The organism is Buttiauxella sp. 3AFRM03 (genome assembly GCF_003675305.1).
Classification (GTDB): Bacteria; Pseudomonadota; Gammaproteobacteria; order Enterobacterales; family Enterobacteriaceae; genus Buttiauxella; species Buttiauxella ferragutiae.
The window spans coordinates 3,664,279-3,683,289 of record NZ_CP033076.1 but is presented as its reverse complement, the minus strand read 5'-3'; the positions used below and the strand labels follow the sequence as shown (position 1 = coordinate 3,683,289).

The 19,011-nt window shown below is 48.9% G+C and carries 20 protein-coding genes and 3 tRNA genes; 11 read left to right on the top strand and 12 right to left on the bottom strand.

From position 1 onward, the window contains the following. Nucleotides 1–210: 210 nt before the first annotated feature. From prfC to D8682_RS18700, 4 genes are all read right to left on the bottom strand, one after another. Nucleotides 211–1,800 (bottom strand): peptide chain release factor 3, encoded by a 1,590-nt coding sequence (gene prfC, locus D8682_RS18715; protein WP_064543556.1) that lies wholly within the window; start codon nucleotides 1,798–1,800, stop codon nucleotides 211–213. 111 nt (nucleotides 1,801–1,911) lie between these two features. Next, complete coding sequence (gene yjjG / locus D8682_RS18710) at nucleotides 1,912–2,586, bottom strand: pyrimidine 5'-nucleotidase (protein WP_064543330.1); 675 nt, start codon at nucleotides 2,584–2,586, stop codon at nucleotides 1,912–1,914. 16 nt (nucleotides 2,587–2,602) lie between these two features. Further along, the gene (rimI, locus tag D8682_RS18705) at nucleotides 2,603–3,046 is read right to left on the bottom strand and encodes a ribosomal protein S18-alanine N-acetyltransferase (RefSeq protein WP_064543328.1); all 444 of its coding nucleotides are present in this window, start codon (nucleotides 3,044–3,046) and stop codon (nucleotides 2,603–2,605) included. After that, complete coding sequence (locus D8682_RS18700) at nucleotides 3,015–3,437, bottom strand: DNA polymerase III subunit psi (protein ID WP_269811511.1); 423 nt, start codon at nucleotides 3,435–3,437, stop codon at nucleotides 3,015–3,017. The genes rimI and D8682_RS18700 overlap by 32 nt, the downstream gene beginning before the upstream one ends. 108 nt (nucleotides 3,438–3,545) lie before the next feature. Here D8682_RS18700 and rsmC point away from each other — a divergent pair, with 108 nt between their 5' ends. The 4 genes from rsmC (at nucleotide 3,546) to D8682_RS18680 (ending at nucleotide 5,019) form a co-directional block, all read left to right on the top strand. Continuing rightward, entirely contained in the window at nucleotides 3,546–4,577 is a 1,032-nt protein-coding gene (rsmC, locus tag D8682_RS18695; RefSeq protein ID WP_064543324.1) for a 16S rRNA (guanine(1207)-N(2))-methyltransferase RsmC, read from the top strand. Between the two features lie 120 nt (nucleotides 4,578–4,697). Further along, nucleotides 4,698–4,784 (top strand) — tRNA-Leu (locus tag D8682_RS18690). A 29-nt stretch (nucleotides 4,785–4,813) separates the two neighbouring features. Further along, nucleotides 4,814–4,900 (top strand) — tRNA-Leu (locus D8682_RS18685). A gap of 32 nt (nucleotides 4,901–4,932) precedes the next feature. After that, nucleotides 4,933–5,019 (top strand) — tRNA-Leu (locus tag D8682_RS18680). Nucleotides 5,020–5,071: 52 nt separating this feature from the next. On the opposite strand, the gene D8682_RS18675 is transcribed toward D8682_RS18680, so the two are convergent. Beyond that, the gene (locus tag D8682_RS18675) at nucleotides 5,072–5,311 is read right to left on the bottom strand and encodes a DUF1435 domain-containing protein (RefSeq protein WP_064543322.1); all 240 of its coding nucleotides are present in this window, start codon (nucleotides 5,309–5,311) and stop codon (nucleotides 5,072–5,074) included. A 271-nt stretch (nucleotides 5,312–5,582) separates the two neighbouring features. Between D8682_RS18675 and D8682_RS18670 the strand changes: the two genes are divergently transcribed. Then, on the top strand, nucleotides 5,583–6,647 hold the full coding sequence (locus D8682_RS18670; RefSeq protein WP_121814861.1) for a GGDEF domain-containing protein: 1,065 nt from the start codon (nucleotides 5,583–5,585) through the stop codon (nucleotides 6,645–6,647). Between the two features lie 107 nt (nucleotides 6,648–6,754). After that, complete coding sequence (gene fhuF, locus D8682_RS18665) at nucleotides 6,755–7,546, top strand: siderophore-iron reductase FhuF (RefSeq protein WP_121814860.1); 792 nt, start codon at nucleotides 6,755–6,757, stop codon at nucleotides 7,544–7,546. 51 nt (nucleotides 7,547–7,597) lie between these two features. Here the strand turns inward: fhuF and D8682_RS18660 are convergent, their stop codons facing one another. Next, a complete protein-coding gene (locus D8682_RS18660; protein ID WP_121814859.1) occupies nucleotides 7,598–8,944 on the bottom strand; it encodes a PTS sugar transporter subunit IIC in 1,347 nt (448 codons plus the stop codon). Between the two features lie 441 nt (nucleotides 8,945–9,385). Here D8682_RS18660 and D8682_RS18655 point away from each other — a divergent pair, with 441 nt between their 5' ends. Beyond that, a complete protein-coding gene (locus tag D8682_RS18655) occupies nucleotides 9,386–9,844 on the top strand; it encodes a YbaK/EbsC family protein (RefSeq protein ID WP_064543315.1) in 459 nt (152 codons plus the stop codon). Between the two features lie 49 nt (nucleotides 9,845–9,893). Here the strand turns inward: D8682_RS18655 and D8682_RS18650 are convergent, their stop codons facing one another. The 4 genes from D8682_RS18650 to pobA all read right to left on the bottom strand — a co-directional run bounded on the left by D8682_RS18650 (nucleotide 9,894) and on the right by pobA (nucleotide 13,653). Further along, on the bottom strand, nucleotides 9,894–10,598 hold the full coding sequence (locus D8682_RS18650) for a LuxR C-terminal-related transcriptional regulator (protein ID WP_064543313.1): 705 nt from the start codon (nucleotides 10,596–10,598) through the stop codon (nucleotides 9,894–9,896). Nucleotides 10,599–10,619: 21 nt separating this feature from the next. Next, nucleotides 10,620–11,270, bottom strand: a complete 651-nt coding sequence (locus D8682_RS18645) for a LuxR C-terminal-related transcriptional regulator (protein WP_121814858.1) — start codon at nucleotides 11,268–11,270, stop codon at nucleotides 10,620–10,622. A gap of 242 nt (nucleotides 11,271–11,512) precedes the next feature. Further along, nucleotides 11,513–12,415: a helix-turn-helix domain-containing protein gene (locus tag D8682_RS18640; protein WP_121814857.1), complete on the bottom strand. Its 903-nt coding sequence runs from the start codon at nucleotides 12,413–12,415 to the stop codon at nucleotides 11,513–11,515. A 53-nt stretch (nucleotides 12,416–12,468) separates the two neighbouring features. After that, entirely contained in the window at nucleotides 12,469–13,653 is a 1,185-nt protein-coding gene (gene pobA / locus D8682_RS18635; RefSeq protein ID WP_121814856.1) for a 4-hydroxybenzoate 3-monooxygenase, read from the bottom strand. A gap of 303 nt (nucleotides 13,654–13,956) precedes the next feature. On the opposite strand from pobA, the gene D8682_RS18630 reads away from it, so the two are divergent. The 4 genes from D8682_RS18630 (at nucleotide 13,957) to D8682_RS18615 (ending at nucleotide 16,638) form a co-directional block, all read left to right on the top strand. Further along, entirely contained in the window at nucleotides 13,957–14,733 is a 777-nt protein-coding gene (locus tag D8682_RS18630) for a threonine/serine exporter ThrE family protein (RefSeq protein WP_064543554.1), read from the top strand. Further along, nucleotides 14,724–15,197, top strand: a complete 474-nt coding sequence (locus D8682_RS18625) for a threonine/serine exporter (protein ID WP_064543305.1) — start codon at nucleotides 14,724–14,726, stop codon at nucleotides 15,195–15,197. Before D8682_RS18630 ends, D8682_RS18625 begins: the two co-directional genes overlap by 10 nt. 108 nt (nucleotides 15,198–15,305) lie before the next feature. Beyond that, nucleotides 15,306–15,947, top strand: a complete 642-nt coding sequence (locus D8682_RS18620; protein ID WP_064543303.1) for a TetR family transcriptional regulator — start codon at nucleotides 15,306–15,308, stop codon at nucleotides 15,945–15,947. A 175-nt stretch (nucleotides 15,948–16,122) separates the two neighbouring features. Then, the gene (locus D8682_RS18615) at nucleotides 16,123–16,638 is read left to right on the top strand and encodes a DUF2501 domain-containing protein (protein WP_121815733.1); all 516 of its coding nucleotides are present in this window, start codon (nucleotides 16,123–16,125) and stop codon (nucleotides 16,636–16,638) included. 49 nt (nucleotides 16,639–16,687) lie between these two features. Here D8682_RS18615 and D8682_RS18610 read toward each other — a convergent pair whose 3' ends face one another. Next, nucleotides 16,688–17,704, bottom strand: a complete 1,017-nt coding sequence (locus tag D8682_RS18610) for a hypothetical protein (RefSeq protein WP_064543301.1) — start codon at nucleotides 17,702–17,704, stop codon at nucleotides 16,688–16,690. Between the two features lie 140 nt (nucleotides 17,705–17,844). Beyond that, nucleotides 17,845–19,011, bottom strand: coding sequence for a M20 aminoacylase family protein (locus D8682_RS18605; protein WP_121814855.1), 1,167 nt, complete (start codon nucleotides 19,009–19,011; stop codon nucleotides 17,845–17,847).

Sequence of the window (19,011 nt, the reverse complement as noted above, 5' to 3'; positions counted from 1 at the left end):
GTGGATGAACCCGCCAGAAAGCTTCGTTTACATGGCATATTCGACCAACCAATTTGTCACTGGTTTGTTAAATATAGACAACAATCACAGATTTGCATGGTGTGAATGAAGGAACGTAAGGAAAATGCAGGAAATTAAGAACAATCCGTAAGGGATTAATAAGACGGGAAAAGTAGCAGGACGCGACGACTGCCGCGCCCTGAGAGGGGATTAGTGCTCGCGAGTTTTACGGAACGTCACTTCCGGGTAACGATCTTGCGTCAGGTTCAAGTTCACCATAGTTGGAGCGATATAAGCGAGGTTGTCGCCGCCATCAAGAGCCAACTGCATTTCGTTTTTCCGTTTGAATTCTTCAAACTTCTTCACATCAGTGCTTTCAACCCAACGCGCGGTCGAAACGTTGACGGATTCGTAAATCGCTTCAACGTTGTATTCACTCTTCAGACGCGCCACAACCACATCAAACTGCAGCACACCGACCGCACCCACAATCAAATCGTTGTTGGCGATTGGGCGGAATACCTGTACCGCGCCCTCTTCAGAAAGCTGTACCAGGCCTTTGAGCAACTGCTTCTGCTTCAATGGATCACGCAGACGAATACGACGGAACAGTTCCGGTGCGAAGTTCGGAATACCGGTGAACTTCATCATTTCGCCCTGGGTGAAGGTATCACCAATTTGAATGGTGCCGTGGTTGTGCAGGCCGATGATATCGCCAGGGAAGGCTTCCTCAACGTGCGAACGGTCACCCGCCATAAAGGTCAGCGCATCAGAAATCACCACGTCTTTACCGGTACGAACCTGGCGCAGCTTCATGCCTTTTTCGTACTTGCCGGAAACCACACGCATGAAAGCCACACGGTCACGGTGTTTCGGGTCCATGTTGGCCTGAATCTTAAACACGAAACCGGTGAATTTATCTTCAGCCGCTTCTACTACACGCGTATCAGTTTTGCGTGGCATTGGCGCCGGAGCCCACTCGACCAGGCCGTCCAGCATATGGTCAACACCGAAGTTACCCAATGCTGTACCGAAAAACACCGGAGTCAGTTCGCCTTCAAGGAACAACTCACGGTCAAATTCGTGGGAAGCACCTTGTACCAGTTCCAGCTCGTCACGCAGCTGTGCTGCTAGTTCTTCACCTACCGCCACATCCAGATCAGGGTTGTTTAACCCTTTCACGATACGCACTTCCTGGATGGTGTGACCTTTACCGGTCTGGTACAGATAAGTTTCGTCTTTATAGAGGTGATAAACACCTTTAAATAGCTTGCCGCAGCCGATTGGCCAGGTGATAGGTGAACAGGCAATTTTCAGCTCGCGTTCAACTTCATCCATCACTTCCATTGGGTCACGGATGTCGCGGTCAAGTTTGTTCATAAAAGTGAGGATTGGCGTATCGCGCAGACGGGTAACTTCCATCAGCTTACGGGTACGATCTTCAACACCCTTCGCGGCATCAATAACCATCAAACAGCAGTCAACCGCGGTCAGCGTACGATAAGTATCTTCGGAGAAGTCTTCGTGCCCTGGGGTATCCAGCAGGTTAACCAGGCTGTCGCGATACGGGAACTGCATGACGGAGGTGGTAATCGAGATACCACGCTGCTTTTCCATTTCCATCCAGTCAGATTTTGCATGCTGGTTGGAGCCACGGCCTTTTACCGTACCCGCAGTTTGAATCGCCTGTCCGAACAGCAACACTTTTTCCGTGATGGTCGTTTTACCGGCATCGGGGTGAGAAATGATCGCAAAAGTGCGGCGTTTCCCCACTTCTTGCAAAAAAGGAGACAAAGTCATAATGAATTCTTCTGTGAATTGCGCACAGGCGTAACTGCGCGGCAAATGAACGTTACCTGGCGGCTATTTTACCCATCAGGTCAGGTTTAACAATCAGCTGTGATGCAATCATCAATTACACAACAATCGCTCCAGTTCATTTAGTGTGGTCACTTCCCAGGTCGGTGAGATGCCTTCCGGTAAGCTTCGTCCGTGGGCGTTGAGCCAGCAGGTGGCAATTCCTGCATTCATGCCGCCCAGAATATCTGATTCTGCGGTGTCGCCAACCATCATGACGCGGTCGCGCGGCGGATGGCCCATTTGCTCAAAGGTGTAATCAAAAATCTTACGATCGGGTTTCGCGACACCGACCTGTTCGGAAATCACCAGCAAATCGAAATAATCGCGCAGACCCGTGCGTTCCAGGCGGATTTGCTGCAGCGCAGTAAAACCGTTGGTGATAATACCGATTTTTACTTTATCTTTTAACGCATTAAGCAGCGAAACAGCACCGGGCAACGGCACACAAATTTCGGCCATAGCATTGAGAAACGCAGCGTTCAGGTCACCCGCAGGCACCGACAATCTTTCCGACCAGCCCAGAAAACGCTGATGCTGTAACTGAAGCGCGCTAATGGCACCGTTCTGATAATCGACCCACAAAGGTTTGTTAACAGCCTGGTAATCCTGGAAATCTTCAGCGGTAAACGTCACGCTATAATCGAGAAACATCCGCTGTAAGCCGCCGAACGCGTCAAAGGTAAACAGCGTTTCGTCAGCATCAAATAAAATCCAGTCCCAGTTCATTTACACACCTGTCGTTTCAGCCTAAAGGTAATGCCATGATGATGGCATCTTCCCGACCCTCTTTTGTGGGGTAATAGTTACGGCGAATCGTCGCCTCGTTAAAGCCCAGGCTTTCATACAGTGCAATCGCCGCCGTATTCGAGGCGCGCACTTCAAGCCACAGGGTAAACACATCTCGCGCTTCCAGCTCGCTGATTAAATGCTCCAGCAACTGGCGGCCCAAACCTTGTCGTTGGAAATCCGGGTCGACCGCAATATTAAATAACGTCGCTTCATCTAGCACGACCTGCGTCACCGCAAACGCTGCCATTTTACCGTCAACATCGAGTCGTAAGTTCAAATAGCGTTCGCCCTCGTTACTGGCGAAGGTTTTTTCACTCCATGGGAAAGCATGGCTGCGTTGTTCGATGGCGTAAGCCAGGCTCAAGTCACTGGTGTTGAGGGAAGAAATCGTGTTCATGTTCGCAAATTTGTTGCCACAGCGCCTGTCTGGCAGCGCCATTATGATAAAGCTCGTTTAAATCCGGGGTCGCTAACTGCGCGCCAGAAATAGGGAGCGGTTCACTCACACCCAGTCGCCAGCTATTACAACGACTTTCACCTGGCAGCATTGCAGCTCGTTCCGGGGTCAGTTGCATAATCTGCTGTGCATCCAGATTCAGGCTGCGCAAAACATCGCAAACGAAAGGATCGTTTAAGTCAGGAAGATCTTCGGCGATTATCAATAACTTAACGTTTTCATGCAGCGAGACCGCGATTTCGCCCTGCAACGCAGCCGGGCGCCGCAGCTCCCACTGGGTGATGCCCAGCTGTTGTAACAACCAGTCACGTCGCAAAGGTATATGGGGCATAGCGAAACCAGGTAGAGAGTGCCAATTGGGGCGCAAATATAGCAAATTCATCGAATGTGCGCCATTAAAGCTCTATAATCCCGGTTCTGATTTCCCAGGAGTAATTTGATGACTGCGTTAACCCCGGCAAGTGAAGTGCTGCTGCGCCATAGCGATGATTTTACCGAGAGCCGCGTGCTGTTTGCCGGTGATTTACAAGACGACATGCCTGCCCGTTTCGAAACGGCAGCAAGTCGCGTCCATACCCAACAATTTCACCACTGGCAGGTATTAAGCGCTCAGATGGGCGAAGATGCACAATACGGCCTGGTGGCTGACGCCAGCAGCATTGGCGACTGCAATACATTAATTTATTACTGGCCGAAGAATAAGCCAGAAGCTCAGTTCCAGCTGATGAACATTTTATCGTTGATGCCAATTGGCAGCGATATTTTTGTGGTTGGTGAAAACCGTAGTGGTGTGCGCAGTGCTGAGCAGATGCTCGCCGAATTTAGCCCACTCAATAAAATTGATAGCGCACGTCGTTGCGGTTTCTATCATGGTCGCCTGGAAAAACAGCCGCAGTTTGATGAGAATTCCTGGTGGGATGAGTATCAACACGAAAGCCTGACCGTAAAAACTCTGCCTGGCGTGTTTAGCCGTGACGGTCTGGACACTGGCAGTAAATTACTGCTTTCCACGCTGACACCGCACACCAAAGGCAAAGTGTTGGATGTCGGTTGCGGCGCAGGCGTGTTGGCGGTAACGCTTGCTAAGCATTCACCAAAAGTCCGTCTGACTTTGTGTGATGTTTCTGCACCAGCCGTTGCGGCAAGCCGTGCAACGCTTGCCGCCAACGAAATTGCAGGCGAAGTTATCGCCAGTAACGTCTATTCCGAAGTGAATGGCCGTTTCGACATGATTATCTCAAACCCACCGTTCCATGATGGTTTACAAACCAGCCTGGATGCGGCTCACCAGCTGATTCGTGGCGCAGTACGCCACCTGAATATGGGTGGTGAATTGCGTATCGTGGCGAACGCCTTCCTGGCGTATCCGGACGTGCTGGATGAAACCTTCGGTAACCACGAAGTTATCGCTCAGACAGGCCGTTTCAAAGTTTACCGCTCAGTTGTGATGCGTGGCGTGAAGAAGCGCTAACACGTTGTTGTGCCGCTTTTTGCAGCGATTAGAAAAGCGGCACTAAATTAACTGTTGACGACGCGCAGAAAACATCTAGAATGCGCCTCCGTGGTTACAATACTTCGGTGTTGTGGGTATGCGAAGGTGGCGGAATTGGTAGACGCGCTAGCTTCAGGTGTTAGTGTTCTTACGGACGTGAGGGTTCAAGTCCCTCTCTTCGCACCATTAACCACGCAAGATATCGTTCGCACTGCGCGAAGGTGGCGGAATTGGTAGACGCGCTAGCTTCAGGTGTTAGTGTTCTTACGGACGTGAGGGTTCAAGTCCCTCTCTTCGCACCAATGCGAAGGCGATATCAGATAAGATTTGATTTGCGAAGGTGGCGGAATTGGTAGACGCGCTAGCTTCAGGTGTTAGTGCTCTAACGGGCGTGAGGGTTCAAGTCCCTCTCTTCGCACCAATTCTTATCACCCTCTTCTGGCTTCACTCTCGTCATTCTCTGTTTCACATCCCTATTTCATAGCTTCCAGATTCATCATCACTAGTGCAAGCCCACTGGCAAATGCAACGCATGATGGCAACAAGACAAAATGACGTAACCGTTTATGGTAGAGCATTGCCGTCGTCACCAATAATCCCAGCACAATCAGCACTCGCCACTGACTAAAAGAAAGATCCAGATACAACAATGCGGCGACAATTCCTCCAGGTATCAACACTGCCCACGCACTTTCTAACTGCCGTTGTAACATTATCTCTATCTCATCAATTGGTAATGATAACCAATATCATATGATATAATTTCTCGTTTGTCAGCGCTTGTGTAGATTCTGTTTTACATTAGAAATGTTTAGCATTCCTGATCACCAGATGACATATATTCATTAAGGTGATAGATTGAGCGACGATTAAAAATACATAATTAACAGTCAAATAATTTCCTTAAGAAATCACTTTCCTATCTATTTTTATAATATTATTCAACAGCATAATGTTGAGTTCGAGTAAAAAGAACTATCTGATATGACAGCAACAACCTGGCGCGCTTTACTCAATGGGAAACATCAACTCTCGTTGCGTTTATTTTTATTACTGAACGCGTTTTCTGCGGGATTTAGTATGGCGTCGCCTTCTGCCCACACTCAGCACCTTACCTTACCGATTATCATGGTGCTGGTGATAAGCCTCTGCTGCCTACTCTGGCAGTTTTTTAACAAAAAAACACTGATCAACATTAACGCTGTTTCGTTAATAATTGGCTCACTTTGGGCATGGCATATCTATATAAAAGTCAGTGTGATGCCGATTAAAGATCTTAATTTTCTAATTATTGCCTTACTGGCGATATTATTTATTGGCTCAATCTCTTTTATCAATAACATACAAGCATTTATCGCCTCATGCTTGCCAGTAACGCTAATGATTTTATGGCTCGACCACGGGAATAATTGGCCGAGAGTTTTATATTCGGTGGCCCTCCCGGGCATTGGCATTATCATTCAGAATATCATTCAGCAACGTAATGATAATTTTACTCGTCGTTTAATGGATAAACTACTCGAAGAGAAAGAAACTCTTAACGATTTGAGTATGTTAGATCCCCTTACCGGTCTGTATAACCGCCGTGGTTTTCAAAATCGACTTGAGACAGTGTTAGCCGTTGGAAGCGGCACGCATTTCGTCTTGTTGCTGGATATCGATCATTTTAAAGCTTACAACGACAACTATGGTCATAGCATGGGCGACCAGGCTTTGATCCATGTCTCTGCCGCCATTCGCGATGCCGTTCGTTCTCGCGATATTGTCACCCGTTATGGCGGTGAAGAATTTATGGTGTTGCTGACCGATGTGGATGCCGAGCAGGCTTTGCAAACCGCTGAACGTATCCGCCAACGGGTTTATGATTTAAAGATCCCACACTTGTTTAATGACGACGTGGCAACCCATGTGACGGCCAGCATTGGCCTTGCCGTGCTGGAACAGCAAAACATCGAAGAGGCCTTTCGGCAGGCTGATAGCGCTCTTTATCGAGCCAAACGCCAGGGTCGTAATAGCATTTTTGTCAGCGAATCGCTGCTGCCTGCCTGAGCAAAAATCCCCCATCAGAACACGCGCACAAAATAGCCTTGCTAAAGGCTTTGCCTATAGATAGGATTGGCAATCATTATCATTTGTATTAGTGGTCTTGTTTGTCGATGGCTTTTCAGTCTTCCCAGTTTCTTGATGATTTTGCATGGCACTCACCATTTGCTACCAGCTCACAGCCAGAGCTGGCAGATGAGCTGCGCGCGCATTTCATCACCCATCGACCTTATTTTAATGACATCATCAAATTCAATGAGCCCGCTCCGGCAACCAGCCAGACGTTGTATCAATGGGCCCAACCCGCTGCGTTAACCTCGCTTCTTGCCTGTTACAGTGACCATATTTATCGCAACCAGCCGCAACTTGCCCGTGAGGGGAAACCGCTGAAATCACTGTGGGCGCAATGGTATCTTGGCCTGCTGGTTCCACCGCTGGTGATGGCGCTGATCACTCAGCCCCGAGCGCTGGATATCGGCCCACAACATATTCATGTCGAGTTTCATGAAACGGGCAGAGCCGCCACTTTCTGGATAGACGTTCAGGAAGATAGAGTGGCAACCACCCAGCCGTTGCAACAACGCCTTGAGAAACTGCTGGTTGAAGGGCTAATGCCGGTCGTTGAGGCGCTGGAAAACAGCGGTGAGATCAATGGGAAACTCATCTGGAGCAATACTGGGTATTTGCTAAATTGGTTTTTTGGTGAGCTGAGAGAGTTGCTTGATGATGCGACAATCGCTGAATTGCGCCACGCCTGTTTCTTTGAAAAACAACTGCGCGATGGCCAGGATAACCCCCTCTACCGCACTGTAATCCTGCGCGAAGGTTTGTTGGTACGCCGCACCTGCTGCCAGCGCTATAAGTTGCCTGATGTACAAGGTTGTGGCGACTGTACCCTGAAGTAATAAAGCAAAACGGCGGGTTTCCCCACCGTTTCATCTCACTCTTTCATTTCATTAAGCAGCCTGTTGGCTCTCTTCGCCAGAGGCTTTCTGAGCTTCTTCCGCTTCCTGCTCCAGCAACTGCTTCTCGTACACTTTAAAGAACGGGAAGTAGATGATGGCGGAAACAACAGCCAACAGAATCACCAAAATCGCCGCACGGAAATCCCAGCCTAATGCCCATGCAGCACCGATTGGCGCGGGTGCAGTCCATGGAACCACTGAAATCACACGGCCAATCAAATCCATCTTCATAGCACCCCATGCCAGCACGGCGTTAACCATTGGTGCCAGCAAGAATGGAATAAAGAACACTGGGTTCATTACGATTGGCGTACCAAAGATGACGGGTTCGTTAATGTTAAAGCAAGTTGGGACAATACTCAGACGGCCAATGGAACGCAGGTGGGCAGATTTACTCCGCAGATAGCAAATCACCAGACCCATAGTGGCCCCCGAACCACCGACAACAATGAAGAAGGTCCAGAATGCTTCCATGAAGATGTGTGGCAAAGGTGCGCCTTGTGCCAACGCGCTCTGGTTCATCCCCAGGTTGGTCAGCCAGAACATTTGCAGCATGCCGGAAACAATCGCCGCACCGTGAATCCCGGCAAACCACAGCAAGTGACCAATCAGCACCGCCAGCAGAATCGCCGGCAATGAATCAGCAGCAGATACCAGAGGTTTAAACACCGACATAATCGCTTGCGGGATTAACATGTCGAACTGCGACTGAATCAGCAGGCTCAGCGGGTAGAGTGTCAGAACCACAACCAGCACAGGAATCAGCAGATCAAAGGAGTTTTTGATCATTGGTGGAACCTGGTCCGGCAGCTTGATCCCGATATTGTGCGCTTTCAGGAAGCGCATCATTTCAACACAGTAAACCGCCACCAGAATCGCGGTAAAGATCCCCGTCCCGCCCAGGCTATCCATCGGCATCACACCTTTGGTTTTCGGAGCCGCCACCAGCAGGAATGCCATTAGCGAAAGCATCGCACACATGAACGGATCCAGGCCGTGCGACTTCACATAATGTTTACCGAGGTTATAGGCAATCGCCGCACAAATGTAGATAGACATAATGCCCATCGTCATATCAAACGGCGTCAGAATTTGCCCTTCAAACTGTTTTGCCATATCCAGCCATGCACGAGCAAAGCCCCAGGTGGTGGTTGGCGAGAAAGGCGGATAGGCGAAGACCAGCAGGAACGAACCGACAATCATGAATGGCATCGCAGAAATAAACCCATCACGAATCGCCATAACGTGGCGTTGTGATGAAATTCTTCCCGCGACGGGACTCACGTAGTTTTCTACGAAGCGAAAGATCAGATTAAAAGCGGCATGATTCGATGACATAGCAGTGCTCCTGTCAGGCTTTCAACGCGAATGTTACAGCGGGAAGAATATCGCTGCGCAACAATCCGTAATTTATATAATTGATCCCCGTAGCCGGGACCTTTTTAGATACAGCTTTAATGTCTAAAACACTGGCAGGGGCATCAGTGGCACAGCATAAAAAAATAGGTTTCATAGGCTGCTCTTATTATTGGGTACAGGTGTGTGACCGTTTCAGTATTCATCGCCTTTTCTTACTCTGCAACCGGTTACTGAAACCGGTTGCAGTGATTGTGAAGAAGATCCAGAAATCACTGAAACTTTGAGTTGTTTAGCTATTTCACATCACAGCATTGGCTATTGACGGTATGTATTCATGACACATAGAAATTATGCGTTCACTGGTTTACATATAGCACAGCCTTATGCCAAATTATTTGCGGCCAAGAATGGGAGAAAAGCATGAGCCTGCAGTCAGTCCGGCAATTCTTTGCCGAAAACGCCCCGGATATCGACATTATCGAATTAAACCAAAGCACCGCCACCGTTGCTCTGGCAGCCATGGCCCATAACGTTGAACCGGGCCAAATTGCTAAAACATTGTCGTTGAAAGTTAAGGATCAAGTCGTGTTGGTTGTCGCGAAAGGTGACGCACGCCTGGATAATAAAAAACTCAAAGCGGCTTTAGGGGCAAAAGCCCGCATGCTCAGCAGCGATGAAGTGGTTATCTGGACAGGTCATCCGGTAGGCGGGGTTTGTCCGTTTGGCCTGGAAAATCCGTTAACGGTTTACTGTGATATTTCACTAAAACAGTACGAAGAAGTTTTACCCGCAGCAGGAGCGATTCATAGCGCAGTGCGTATTTCCCCGGCTCGTCTGGCTGAACTCACAGCTGCACTTTGGGTCGATGTCTGCCAATAATCAGATGACTGAGGACGCACTAGCGAACCTCAGTCATCACTAATTTTCTTCATATCCCCTGGTGATACGGAGGCAAATTCAGCTCCTGCATCCCATGTACACTGATCATCCATGCATACATTTCGGCGTCCGTTTTCAGCATCAGGCGGCGCATAGCACTGCTCTTTTGTGCACTGATGGTTTTGTAACTTTTCTCGAGCAGAGTCGCAATTTGGGTCAGTTGCCACCCTTTGCTAAGCAGCCGTAGAACACGACGCTCTGAAAAAGTTAAATTGGCATTCGTCACCGTAATATCGGACGTATTAACCGCTTTTTCTTGCAAAAGAAGCCGGCTAATTCTTTCGGTTTGACCACCGCTATTAAAGACATGTTCGATAATACGGCTCATCGGTTCATGTAAAGAAAGCAATGCTGTTTTGGCCGTCAACAACCGTTCAATGGCAATATTCACCAAGTTCACGGGAAGCGTGAAAACCCACTCCACTTGCCGGTGCTGATTTTGTAATTGGTTGAAGAAATCACAGGCTTCGAAGATTTCCTGCAACGTGCTATCCAGTTCAATAACCACCACATCGATCTGCAGCAATATTTCTGGCCTGATATCTAAATAGTTTTCACAAAGAATGAGCGATGATTTCTCAGCGCGTTCTTTCATCATAAACTGAAGGCCTTCTCTCATCATTGGCCGCTTGCTAACAACTAACGCGCGGCAAAATGGGTTACGCAAAAAGACCTTTGCTTTGCTTTCCTGCATATTTATCTCCTTTTAAAACTTTCACTTTCCTAGCAGTGCGCAACCCAGGACATGGAGATCTTTCTCACACTGAAGGCCGAGTTTTTCCATCGCATGTCTTTTATGTGCGCTCACCGTTCTGATATCGCGTCCTAAACTTTGAGCAACCTGGCTGACGTTGTGCCCAAGAAATAACTGCCCTATTACCTGAACTTCGCATACCGTCAGTTCACCTGAAATTCTCGTATCCAGAATATTCTTGATCATCGGGCTGGAAAGCATCGATCTGGAGGAAAAAGACTTTATAATTAAATCGGTGAATGTTGAGGATGACTCGTATTGAGAAATAATCACCCGCGCACCCAAAGCAGAAATATAATTCAACACGCTAAGTTTATGATTTCGTGTGTAAGCAACAATGGCAGCGCCAGGTTGCACTGTACGGCACCAGTTAATAAATTTTATCTCCTCAGCGAGTTGAGTAGATGACTCGCTAATATTCAAAATAACAAGTGAGTCCGTGGCTTTTAATACCTCTCCATAAGCCTCATCAATCCTTTTGATATTGCTCACTAATTTATGAATTTTTGGCATGGATTTTAATCGATGTACAATTCCTGCTGCCGTTAACACGCAGGGTACAACCACCATTATTTTTCCAGGTAAACTATTTGTACTAATAATTTTTTCCATATCATTCCTTTGATTAATGCATTCATATTATTTAAAATATGTCCGATGATTCACTCATACATTAAACATATAAGTGCTTTGAACAACAAAAATACAATAGTTTATTCAGATGGAAATTTAAATTAGAAGGAGTGTTTTATGATGAAATAATATTTCAAGTTATGATCTTATTTACAAATAACCTACAAACTACAAAATAATAGTCAGTGTGACTAAATAACTATTTAAATTTAATTAAACAATTACCTTCCTTCTATTAAAGACGCTTTCAATTCACGCATCGGATGTTGACGAAAATCCTTTGGCGTCGTACCCGTATAACGGCGGAAAAAACGCGAAAAATAGGTCGCATCACTAAAGCCAAGATAATCAGAGATCTGGCTGATCGTCATACTGGTATACAGCAACCTGCGTTTGGCTTCGAGCAACACGCGTTGATGCAGGACATTCAGAGCGCTACAGCCAAAGAACTCATGGCACAGGGTATTCAGGTGCACACTTGATAAACCGATTTCGCTGGCATAATGCGTGACCAGCAACTGCTCACGATAATGACACTCAACCAATTGATTAAATTGATGAATCACCGCCCGTTTTCGCTCGACACGCGAACTGCTGCCTGGTACCGGAGCACATTGCCGATTGAGCCAAACTAAAAGCGCGCTGATTAATGAATGCAGCATCATGTCACGGGCTTCCCCCGCGCCTTCATACTCACTTTGTAAGGTACTAAACAGTGTATTAATTTGCCTGTTCGAGCCTTTCACCGGCACACACGCCGCCTGCTTAAGTACCTGTAAAGGGCGGCCAAATTGCTGCTCAAACTGGGCGATTAACGGAGCTGAAAACGAAAGCGAATAACCCTGAGTCCCCGGTGAGAATTTAAAACCGTGCACGCACAACGCAGGTACCACCTGAATACACGCCTGTCGCACATGATGCTTAACGCCTTCAATATCTATCTCCACCTCACCTTTGTGCAAATAAAGTAATTGAACCAAATCCGCATGCTGATGAATGCGAATGTGCCATTCATAAAGGCTGCTGCGGCTTTGAATCGATTCGCAATGCAGCAAATCTGCTGCAGGCCAGTTCCGGCTTTCACCATATAGTTTAAATACCGGAATACTGGCATTCAGATTCATTACGTCCTCTTTTTAAGCATAAGATCCACAGACTAATAGTGAATAAGTGTAGTTTATTCAACGGGCTCGAACGGTAAACCGACGTAGTTTTCGGCGATAGTCGTCAATCCAGCGCGTGAGGTCAGATAATACTCACGATCTGCCTGCTGCATTTTGCGGTCAAACGCATTCATTCCTGTAAAATCATGCAGGAGATTAGTCATAAACCAGCTAAAACGCTCACCTTTCCACACCCTGCGCAACGCCATAGGTGAATAGGTTTCCAGCAAATCGGTTCGCCCTTCGTGGTACACCTTACATAAGATCCGGAACAGATAATTCACATCAGAGGCGGCCAGGTTTAGCCCTTTGGCTCCGGTTGGCGGTACGATGTGCGCTGCATCTCCCACCAGGAAAAGGTTGCCATACTGCATCGGTTCAACCACAAAACTGCGTAACGGCGCGATGCTCTTCTCGAGTGAGTGACCAGTCACTAACTTATCCGCCAATTCTTTTGGCAACCGCTGTTTAAGCTCATCCCAGAAGCGTTCGTCCGGCCAGGCGTCAACGCTATCGATTAAAGGAACCTGCAAATAGTAGCGACTTCTGGTTAGTGAGCGCTGACTACACAACACAAATCCGCGTTGATGATGGGCATAAATCAGCTCGTGATTTACTGGTGGCGTGTCAGATAACAAGCCGAGCCAGCCGAAGGGATAAACCCGTTCATACTCGCGAGTAATCTCTGCCGGAATCGCTTTACGTGAAACACCATGAAAACCATCACATCCGGCAATGTAATCGCAATCAATGCGGTAGGTTTCGCCCTGCTTTTCAAAAGTGACATACGGCGAATCACTTTTCACATCAAACAATTGTACATTGCTGACACCGTACATCGTCGGCGCTGAGGTTTTGCGGCGTGCGTCCATCAAATCACGCGTCACTTCGGTCTGGCCGTACACCATCACCGTTTTGCCACCGGTCAGCTCTTTTAGCGCAACCGGAATACGTTTTCCATCTACCAAAAACTCCACGCCTTCATGGACCAGCCCTTCGGCATCCATTCTTTCACTGACCCCGGCTTCACGCAGCAAATCTACGGTGCCATTTTCCAGGATACCCGCCCGAATTCGCCCCTGTACGTGCTCCGGGGTTTGTCTTTCTAACACCACATTGCTAATACCTGCATTGTGCAGCAATTGCCCCAACAACAAACCCGACGGGCCAGCACCGATTATCACGACCTGAGTTTTCATAAGATATGCTCTCTAATAAAACGTTACATGAATGTTGTTTTTATGTTTAACAAATGCTCATTCGTGCATTTTTAGCGTCCACAGAGAGAAAAAGAAGGCCAATATCTGTCTAAAACGTGCACTTTTCGAAAGTCTCACTCAAAGTGCGGACAAGCTCATATTTCGCCGAAAAAGTGTGCGAAATGCGTTATTACGCTAAATGTTGATCTGGTGCGCCTGAGTACAGGGGTCGGCATATGTTAAAAATGGGGGATGTTAAAATTTCAGCGACCGCCGTCGCTTTTCATCTTACATAGGCCAGGCATGTCGACAGATGTCAACCCGCAGCGCGAAGTCACCCGCCTCTGCATTCAATGTGGGCTTTTCTTGTTGCAACACGGCGCCGAAAGCGCCCTTGTAGAAGAGCTTTCCAGTCGTTTAGGTGTGGCATTAGGGATGGACAGCGTTGAAAGCTCAATCTCAGCGAACGCCATCGTACTCAGCACCATCAAAGACAATCAGTGCCTCACGACGACACGCAAAAACAGCGACCGCGGCATCAATATGCATGTGGTGACGGAAGTGCAGCACATCGTGATCCTGGCCGAGCATAAGCTTTTGGATCATAAAGACGTTTTGAAGCGTTTTGAGCACATTAAACCCTTGCGCTATCCCCGCTGGTTAGTAGTGCTGATGGTCGGTCTTTCCTGCGGCTGTTTCTGTAAGCTCAATAGCGGCGGTTGGGATGGTGCAATGGTTGCTTTCCTTGCCAGTTCGGTGGCGATGTATGTGCGCCTGGTGCTCACATCACACCACCTGCATCCGCAAATTAACTTCTGCATCACGGCGTTTGTCGCCACCACGATTTCTGGCCTGCTGATTGCCAAAGGCCCGTTCGCCATGACCTCAAATATTGCGATGGCCGCAAGCGTCTTGTTGCTGGTTCCTGGATTTCCGCTGATTAACGCCGTCGCCGATATGTTTAAAGGCCACGTCAATACTGGCCTTGCCAGATGGGCGATGGCTAGCCTGCTTACGCTTGCCACGTGTATTGGAGTGGTGATGGCGATGTCACTGTGGGGGTTAAAAGGATGGGAGTAATCGACTTTTTACTGGCGCTGCTTCAGGACATGACGCTGGCCGCCATTCCCGCCGCAGGTTTTGCCCTGGTGTTTAACGTCCCACAGCGTGCCTTACCTTATTGCGCACTGCTGGGTGCCATTGGCCACGGTTCGAGAATGGCGATGATGACGGCGGGCATGAACATTGAATGGAGCACGTTTATCGCTTCACTTCTGGTGGGCAGCATCGGTATTCAGTGGTCGCGCTGGTATCTCGCCCATCCTAAAGTCTTTACCGTGGCGGCGGTTATTCCGATGTTCCCTGGCATTTCTGCCTACACCGCCATGATTTCAGCCGTGAAACTGAGCCACTTTGGTTACACCGAAGACTTGATGATTCAACTGCTCACCAACTTCCTGAAGGCGTCGTTTATCGTCGGAGCATTATCGATTGGCTTATCCATTCCAGGCCTGTGGCTGTACCGTAAACGCCCGCGAGTGTGATGTGTTGCAGGGCTTCGCTAACTCATCAGTGCTTTGCCCACGCAAACTTGTTTTAATGTCATCTGGCCTGGGCGATACCAGCGGCCTGATGACATTAAGGAGCCTTGCGTGGAAACCCACGAAATTTATCTTCCTGAGCGTTTTGATGACGCCAGTTTGAAAGAAAAGATTTTCTTCAGCGCCATTAGTTTGTTCGCTGAATTTGGCCTTAACGGCGCACGCATGGAGCAAATTGCCGAGAAAGCCAACACCACCAAACGGATGGTGGTTTATCACTTTAAAAGCAAAGAGCTGCTTTACGTTCAGGTGCTGGAATATGTTTACACCCAAATTCGCAGCTGTGAGCGCCAGCTTAATCTCACTGACCAGCCGCCAGTCGAAGCGATGGTGGAACTGGTAGAATGGACCTTTGATTTCCACGTCACTCACCCCGATTTCATTCGGATCATCTGCATGGAGAACATGCAGCGTGGGCGCTTTGTGAAAGAGTCGGCTTACTTACGCGAGATAAACCGCAGTGCGCTGGAATTACTGCAAGATGTGCTTTCCCGAGGCCAGGATAAACAGCTATTCAGCAGACTCGTCACCGCTAAAGACGTCCACCGCCTGATCAGTAGTTTTTGTTTCTACCACGTCGCAAACAGCTACACATTTTCGAATTTCTTTGAAGATGGTTCAGAACCGGTTGATAGCACAGCACATTACCGTGAAATGGCGGTAAAAGTGGTGCTGCGTTATATCGGGCCATAAACATAAATCTCTACCCTAAATAATTCGAGTTGCAGCCAACGCACCTGCAGCTTGAATTATAACGGGTAAATCTGGAAGCTTTAGGAAATCTCCTGGCACCCATCGCCCTACAGATAGCGGTATACTCGTCGAAAATTCTCCTGCGATGCAGGTTAACGAAAAGAGTATAAAAATGATGAAAGCAAGCAATCGGGTTCTCTGTGCACTGGCGTTGGCAACATCCGTATTTGCAGGCCAGGCGATGGCGTCGAGCTGGCAGGATCAACTCTCCAGTGCTGCGAGTGAATTAAGCAAAACCACCACCAGCAATACTGCAACACCTGCGACCACCGCAACCACAGGCAACTCACTTTCCTCACTAACCAGCCTGCTCGGCGGCGGTACTCAGGCCCTTAGCGCCAACAGCATGACTAACGCGGCGGGCATTTTGCAGTACTGCATGAAAAACAAACTGGTTTCAGCCACCAACACCGACAACGTGAAAAGCGAGCTGCTCGATAAACTGGGTCTTGATAGCGGCAAGAAAGAAACTCAGCCACAGGATTACACACAAGGCTTGATGGGGATGCTCAATACCGGCAAAGGCCAGCAACTGAATCTGGACACTATTGGCAGTTCGCCGATAGCAGAAAAAGTAAAAACTCAGGCCTGTGATTTTGTCCTCAAGCAGGGCATGAGCTACCTTTCCTAAGTTGAATTACCGCCCTGCGTAAAGCGGCTGTAGGGCGGATCATCAATACTCACTCCTTAACATTAATCTCCAGCACGGCATACACCCCATCGCTGGGTAACGTCACGGTGACGTTTTGCAGATTGATTCCGGCGGCCAGAATAATCTCCCTAAGCTCAAACAGCGTGCGTGGATAAATCGTGGTCCAGCCGACACAACGCAGCGCAAAGTCAATTTGCGGGCTGGTTTTCAGCATATTAGAAATAATCAGCACGCCACCGGGTTTCACCAGGCGCAGCGCGTGGCGAATGAAATGCACCGCTTCGGCCTGCGAGAAATACTCGAAAATACCCAGCCCGTCGACCAGCTCCGCTGACTCCTCGCCCAGTTCCTGAACCAGCTTGTCACTGGCAATCATCCGGTCGAACAAATTGCGCATTAACAGCGAAAAATGGTGGCCTTCAACCAACCCATATTGTGTCGCCAGCCCGCGGGCAAACTTCAGCGATTGCCTGTCGTGGTCAACCAGCAACAACGTGAATTTCTGCGCCTTTAATTTTGCCCCGCGCAAAGTCTTTAAAACCGGCACCGCCGCGCCGCAAGCGAGGCTTATCCAGTTTCCTGAAACGCGGTCGTTGAGATGAATATCGGCAATGGCCGCCATCACTTTGGCGCGCGAGCGAATCCCCCGTGCATCGTTGGCGTGAATAAACCATGGCCGACTATTGAGATCCATCTCCCCGCCGCTGATCAGCCGCTCGGCAAGCGGGTGCTGCACCGCCCACAGCGCAAGTGCGGTCGGCACCAGTTGGCAACGCCACTCCGCGAGCGCGGGGCGATTATGAAAGGCAAATTCTGAGTGTTTGTTCCGGCACCTAATCTGGCGTATTCCCAGGTTGTCTAAAATGATTTCCGGGGCTTCCAAAGAAGGGTCTGATGCTAGCTGTTGATTGATGTCATCGATCTGCTCTGATACCTGATCCTTCATCGGCCAGTCATCACTGATGTCGCTGCAAGTGATGTGTTTAATGGCAAGATCCGCAGGCACCGATCCTGGGATCACTGAGAGAAAAGGTTGCCAGGACATGTAAAACCTCTGCAGACGTTTTCTTTCAGTCTAGAAAATCCTCCGTGATTGACCGTCAGCAGAAAGTTGTAATTTGCAGGCTGGATTACCGCTTGAAAAGTACCTCCTCACCGCGCATGACGCAGGGTGAGGAGCAAAAGCTAGCGTAAAAATGACTCGGTCAATTTAACCCAGTAAGTCGCGCCACCTGAAATACAGGCATCGTTAAATTGATAGAGCGGATGGTGAACCGAGTAATCATTGTTGCCCGTTGCCGTCCCCAACCATAAATAGCAGCCAGGGACTTCTTCCAACATAAATGAAAAGTCCTCGCTGCCCATGGCACTTTTCACCTGCGCAGGATCGGCGACTTTATCGGAGCCAAAAACATCGCGCGCAACTTGCAACGCAAACTCGGTCTGCTGAGGATCATTCACCGTCACCGGATAACCAAAATCCACGGCGATCGTTGCTTTCACGCCAAAGCTTTCGGCCTGAGCATGAACTAATTTCTGAATGCGCTGTTTCACCGCATCACGCACATCCGATTTGAAAGTACGCATATTGAGCTTGAGTACCGCGCTGTGCGGGATGATGTTGTGCGTGGTGCCGCTTTGCAGGCTTCCCACTGTGACCACGGCAGAATCCTGCGGATCAACATTGCGCGAAACAATCGTTTGCAGCGCCATAACGATCGACGCCCCGGCAACGGTCGGATCAATACAGTGCTCCGGCATCGATCCATGTCCGCCCTTTCCTTCGAGCGTCACGGTCATGCTGTCTGAGGAAGCCATCAACGCGCCTGGTTTGGTGGCGATCTCACCTGCTGGCAGCAAAGGGAAATTGTGCAAACCGAACACCGCATCACACGGAAACAGCTTGAATAAGCCGTCATCAATCATCCGTTTGGCACCGCCAATCGTCTCTTCTGACGGCTGGAAAATCAGATGGAGCGTGCCGCTAAACGGGCGATGTTCTGCCAGATAACGCGCGGCTGACAACAAAATAGCGCAATGCCCGTCGTGCCCGCAGGCGTGCATTTTCCCCTCAACCACACTCGCCCACGGCAGCCCGGTTTGTTCCTGCATCGGCAAGGCGTCCATATCAGCGCGAATGCCCAGGCGCTTACCGCCACTACCCACTTTCAACGTGCCAACAACCCCTGTGCCACCTAGCCCACGGTGAACTTCATAGCCCCAGCCCGTCAGCAATTCGGCAATACGGTCGCTGGTACGGAACTCCTCAAAACCTAGCTCCGGGTGTTGATGGAAATCACGACGAATGGCAATCATCTCTTCTTCGTAATCGAGAATTTCTTTAATCAGCAT

What these genes read in the sequence shown, in the direction of transcription:
- D8682_RS18650 (WP_064543313.1), bottom strand. Translation starts at nt 10,598, where the DNA reads ATGCAGGAAAGCAAAGCAAAGGTCTTTTTGCGTAACCCATTTTGCCGC.
- D8682_RS18610 (WP_064543301.1), bottom strand. Translation starts at nt 17,704, where the DNA reads ATGTCCTGGCAACCTTTTCTCTCAGTGATCCCAGGATCGGTGCCTGCG.
- D8682_RS18670 (WP_121814861.1), top strand. Translation starts at nt 5,583, where the DNA reads ATGACAGCAACAACCTGGCGCGCTTTACTCAATGGGAAACATCAACTC.
- D8682_RS18615 (WP_121815733.1), top strand. Translation starts at nt 16,123, where the DNA reads ATGAAAGCAAGCAATCGGGTTCTCTGTGCACTGGCGTTGGCAACATCC.
- D8682_RS18660 (WP_121814859.1), bottom strand. Translation starts at nt 8,944, where the DNA reads ATGTCATCGAATCATGCCGCTTTTAATCTGATCTTTCGCTTCGTAGAA.
- D8682_RS18675 (WP_064543322.1), bottom strand. Translation starts at nt 5,311, where the DNA reads ATGTTACAACGGCAGTTAGAAAGTGCGTGGGCAGTGTTGATACCTGGA.
- D8682_RS18630 (WP_064543554.1), top strand. Translation starts at nt 13,957, where the DNA reads ATGTCGACAGATGTCAACCCGCAGCGCGAAGTCACCCGCCTCTGCATT.
- prfC (WP_064543556.1), bottom strand. Translation starts at nt 1,800, where the DNA reads ATGACTTTGTCTCCTTTTTTGCAAGAAGTGGGGAAACGCCGCACTTTT.
- D8682_RS18640 (WP_121814857.1), bottom strand. Translation starts at nt 12,415, where the DNA reads ATGAATCTGAATGCCAGTATTCCGGTATTTAAACTATATGGTGAAAGC.
- D8682_RS18645 (WP_121814858.1), bottom strand. Translation starts at nt 11,270, where the DNA reads ATGGAAAAAATTATTAGTACAAATAGTTTACCTGGAAAAATAATGGTG.
- rimI (WP_064543328.1), bottom strand. Translation starts at nt 3,046, where the DNA reads ATGAACACGATTTCTTCCCTCAACACCAGTGACTTGAGCCTGGCTTAC.
- rsmC (WP_064543324.1), top strand. Translation starts at nt 3,546, where the DNA reads ATGACTGCGTTAACCCCGGCAAGTGAAGTGCTGCTGCGCCATAGCGAT.
- D8682_RS18655 (WP_064543315.1), top strand. Translation starts at nt 9,386, where the DNA reads ATGAGCCTGCAGTCAGTCCGGCAATTCTTTGCCGAAAACGCCCCGGAT.
- D8682_RS18700 (WP_269811511.1), bottom strand. Translation starts at nt 3,437, where the DNA reads ATGCCCCATATACCTTTGCGACGTGACTGGTTGTTACAACAGCTGGGC.
- yjjG (WP_064543330.1), bottom strand. Translation starts at nt 2,586, where the DNA reads ATGAACTGGGACTGGATTTTATTTGATGCTGACGAAACGCTGTTTACC.
- pobA (WP_121814856.1), bottom strand. Translation starts at nt 13,653, where the DNA reads ATGAAAACTCAGGTCGTGATAATCGGTGCTGGCCCGTCGGGTTTGTTG.
- fhuF (WP_121814860.1), top strand. Translation starts at nt 6,755, where the DNA reads ATGGCTTTTCAGTCTTCCCAGTTTCTTGATGATTTTGCATGGCACTCA.
- D8682_RS18605 (WP_121814855.1), bottom strand. Translation starts at nt 19,011, where the DNA reads ATGCTGATTAAAGAAATTCTCGATTACGAAGAAGAGATGATTGCCATT.
- D8682_RS18625 (WP_064543305.1), top strand. Translation starts at nt 14,724, where the DNA reads ATGGGAGTAATCGACTTTTTACTGGCGCTGCTTCAGGACATGACGCTG.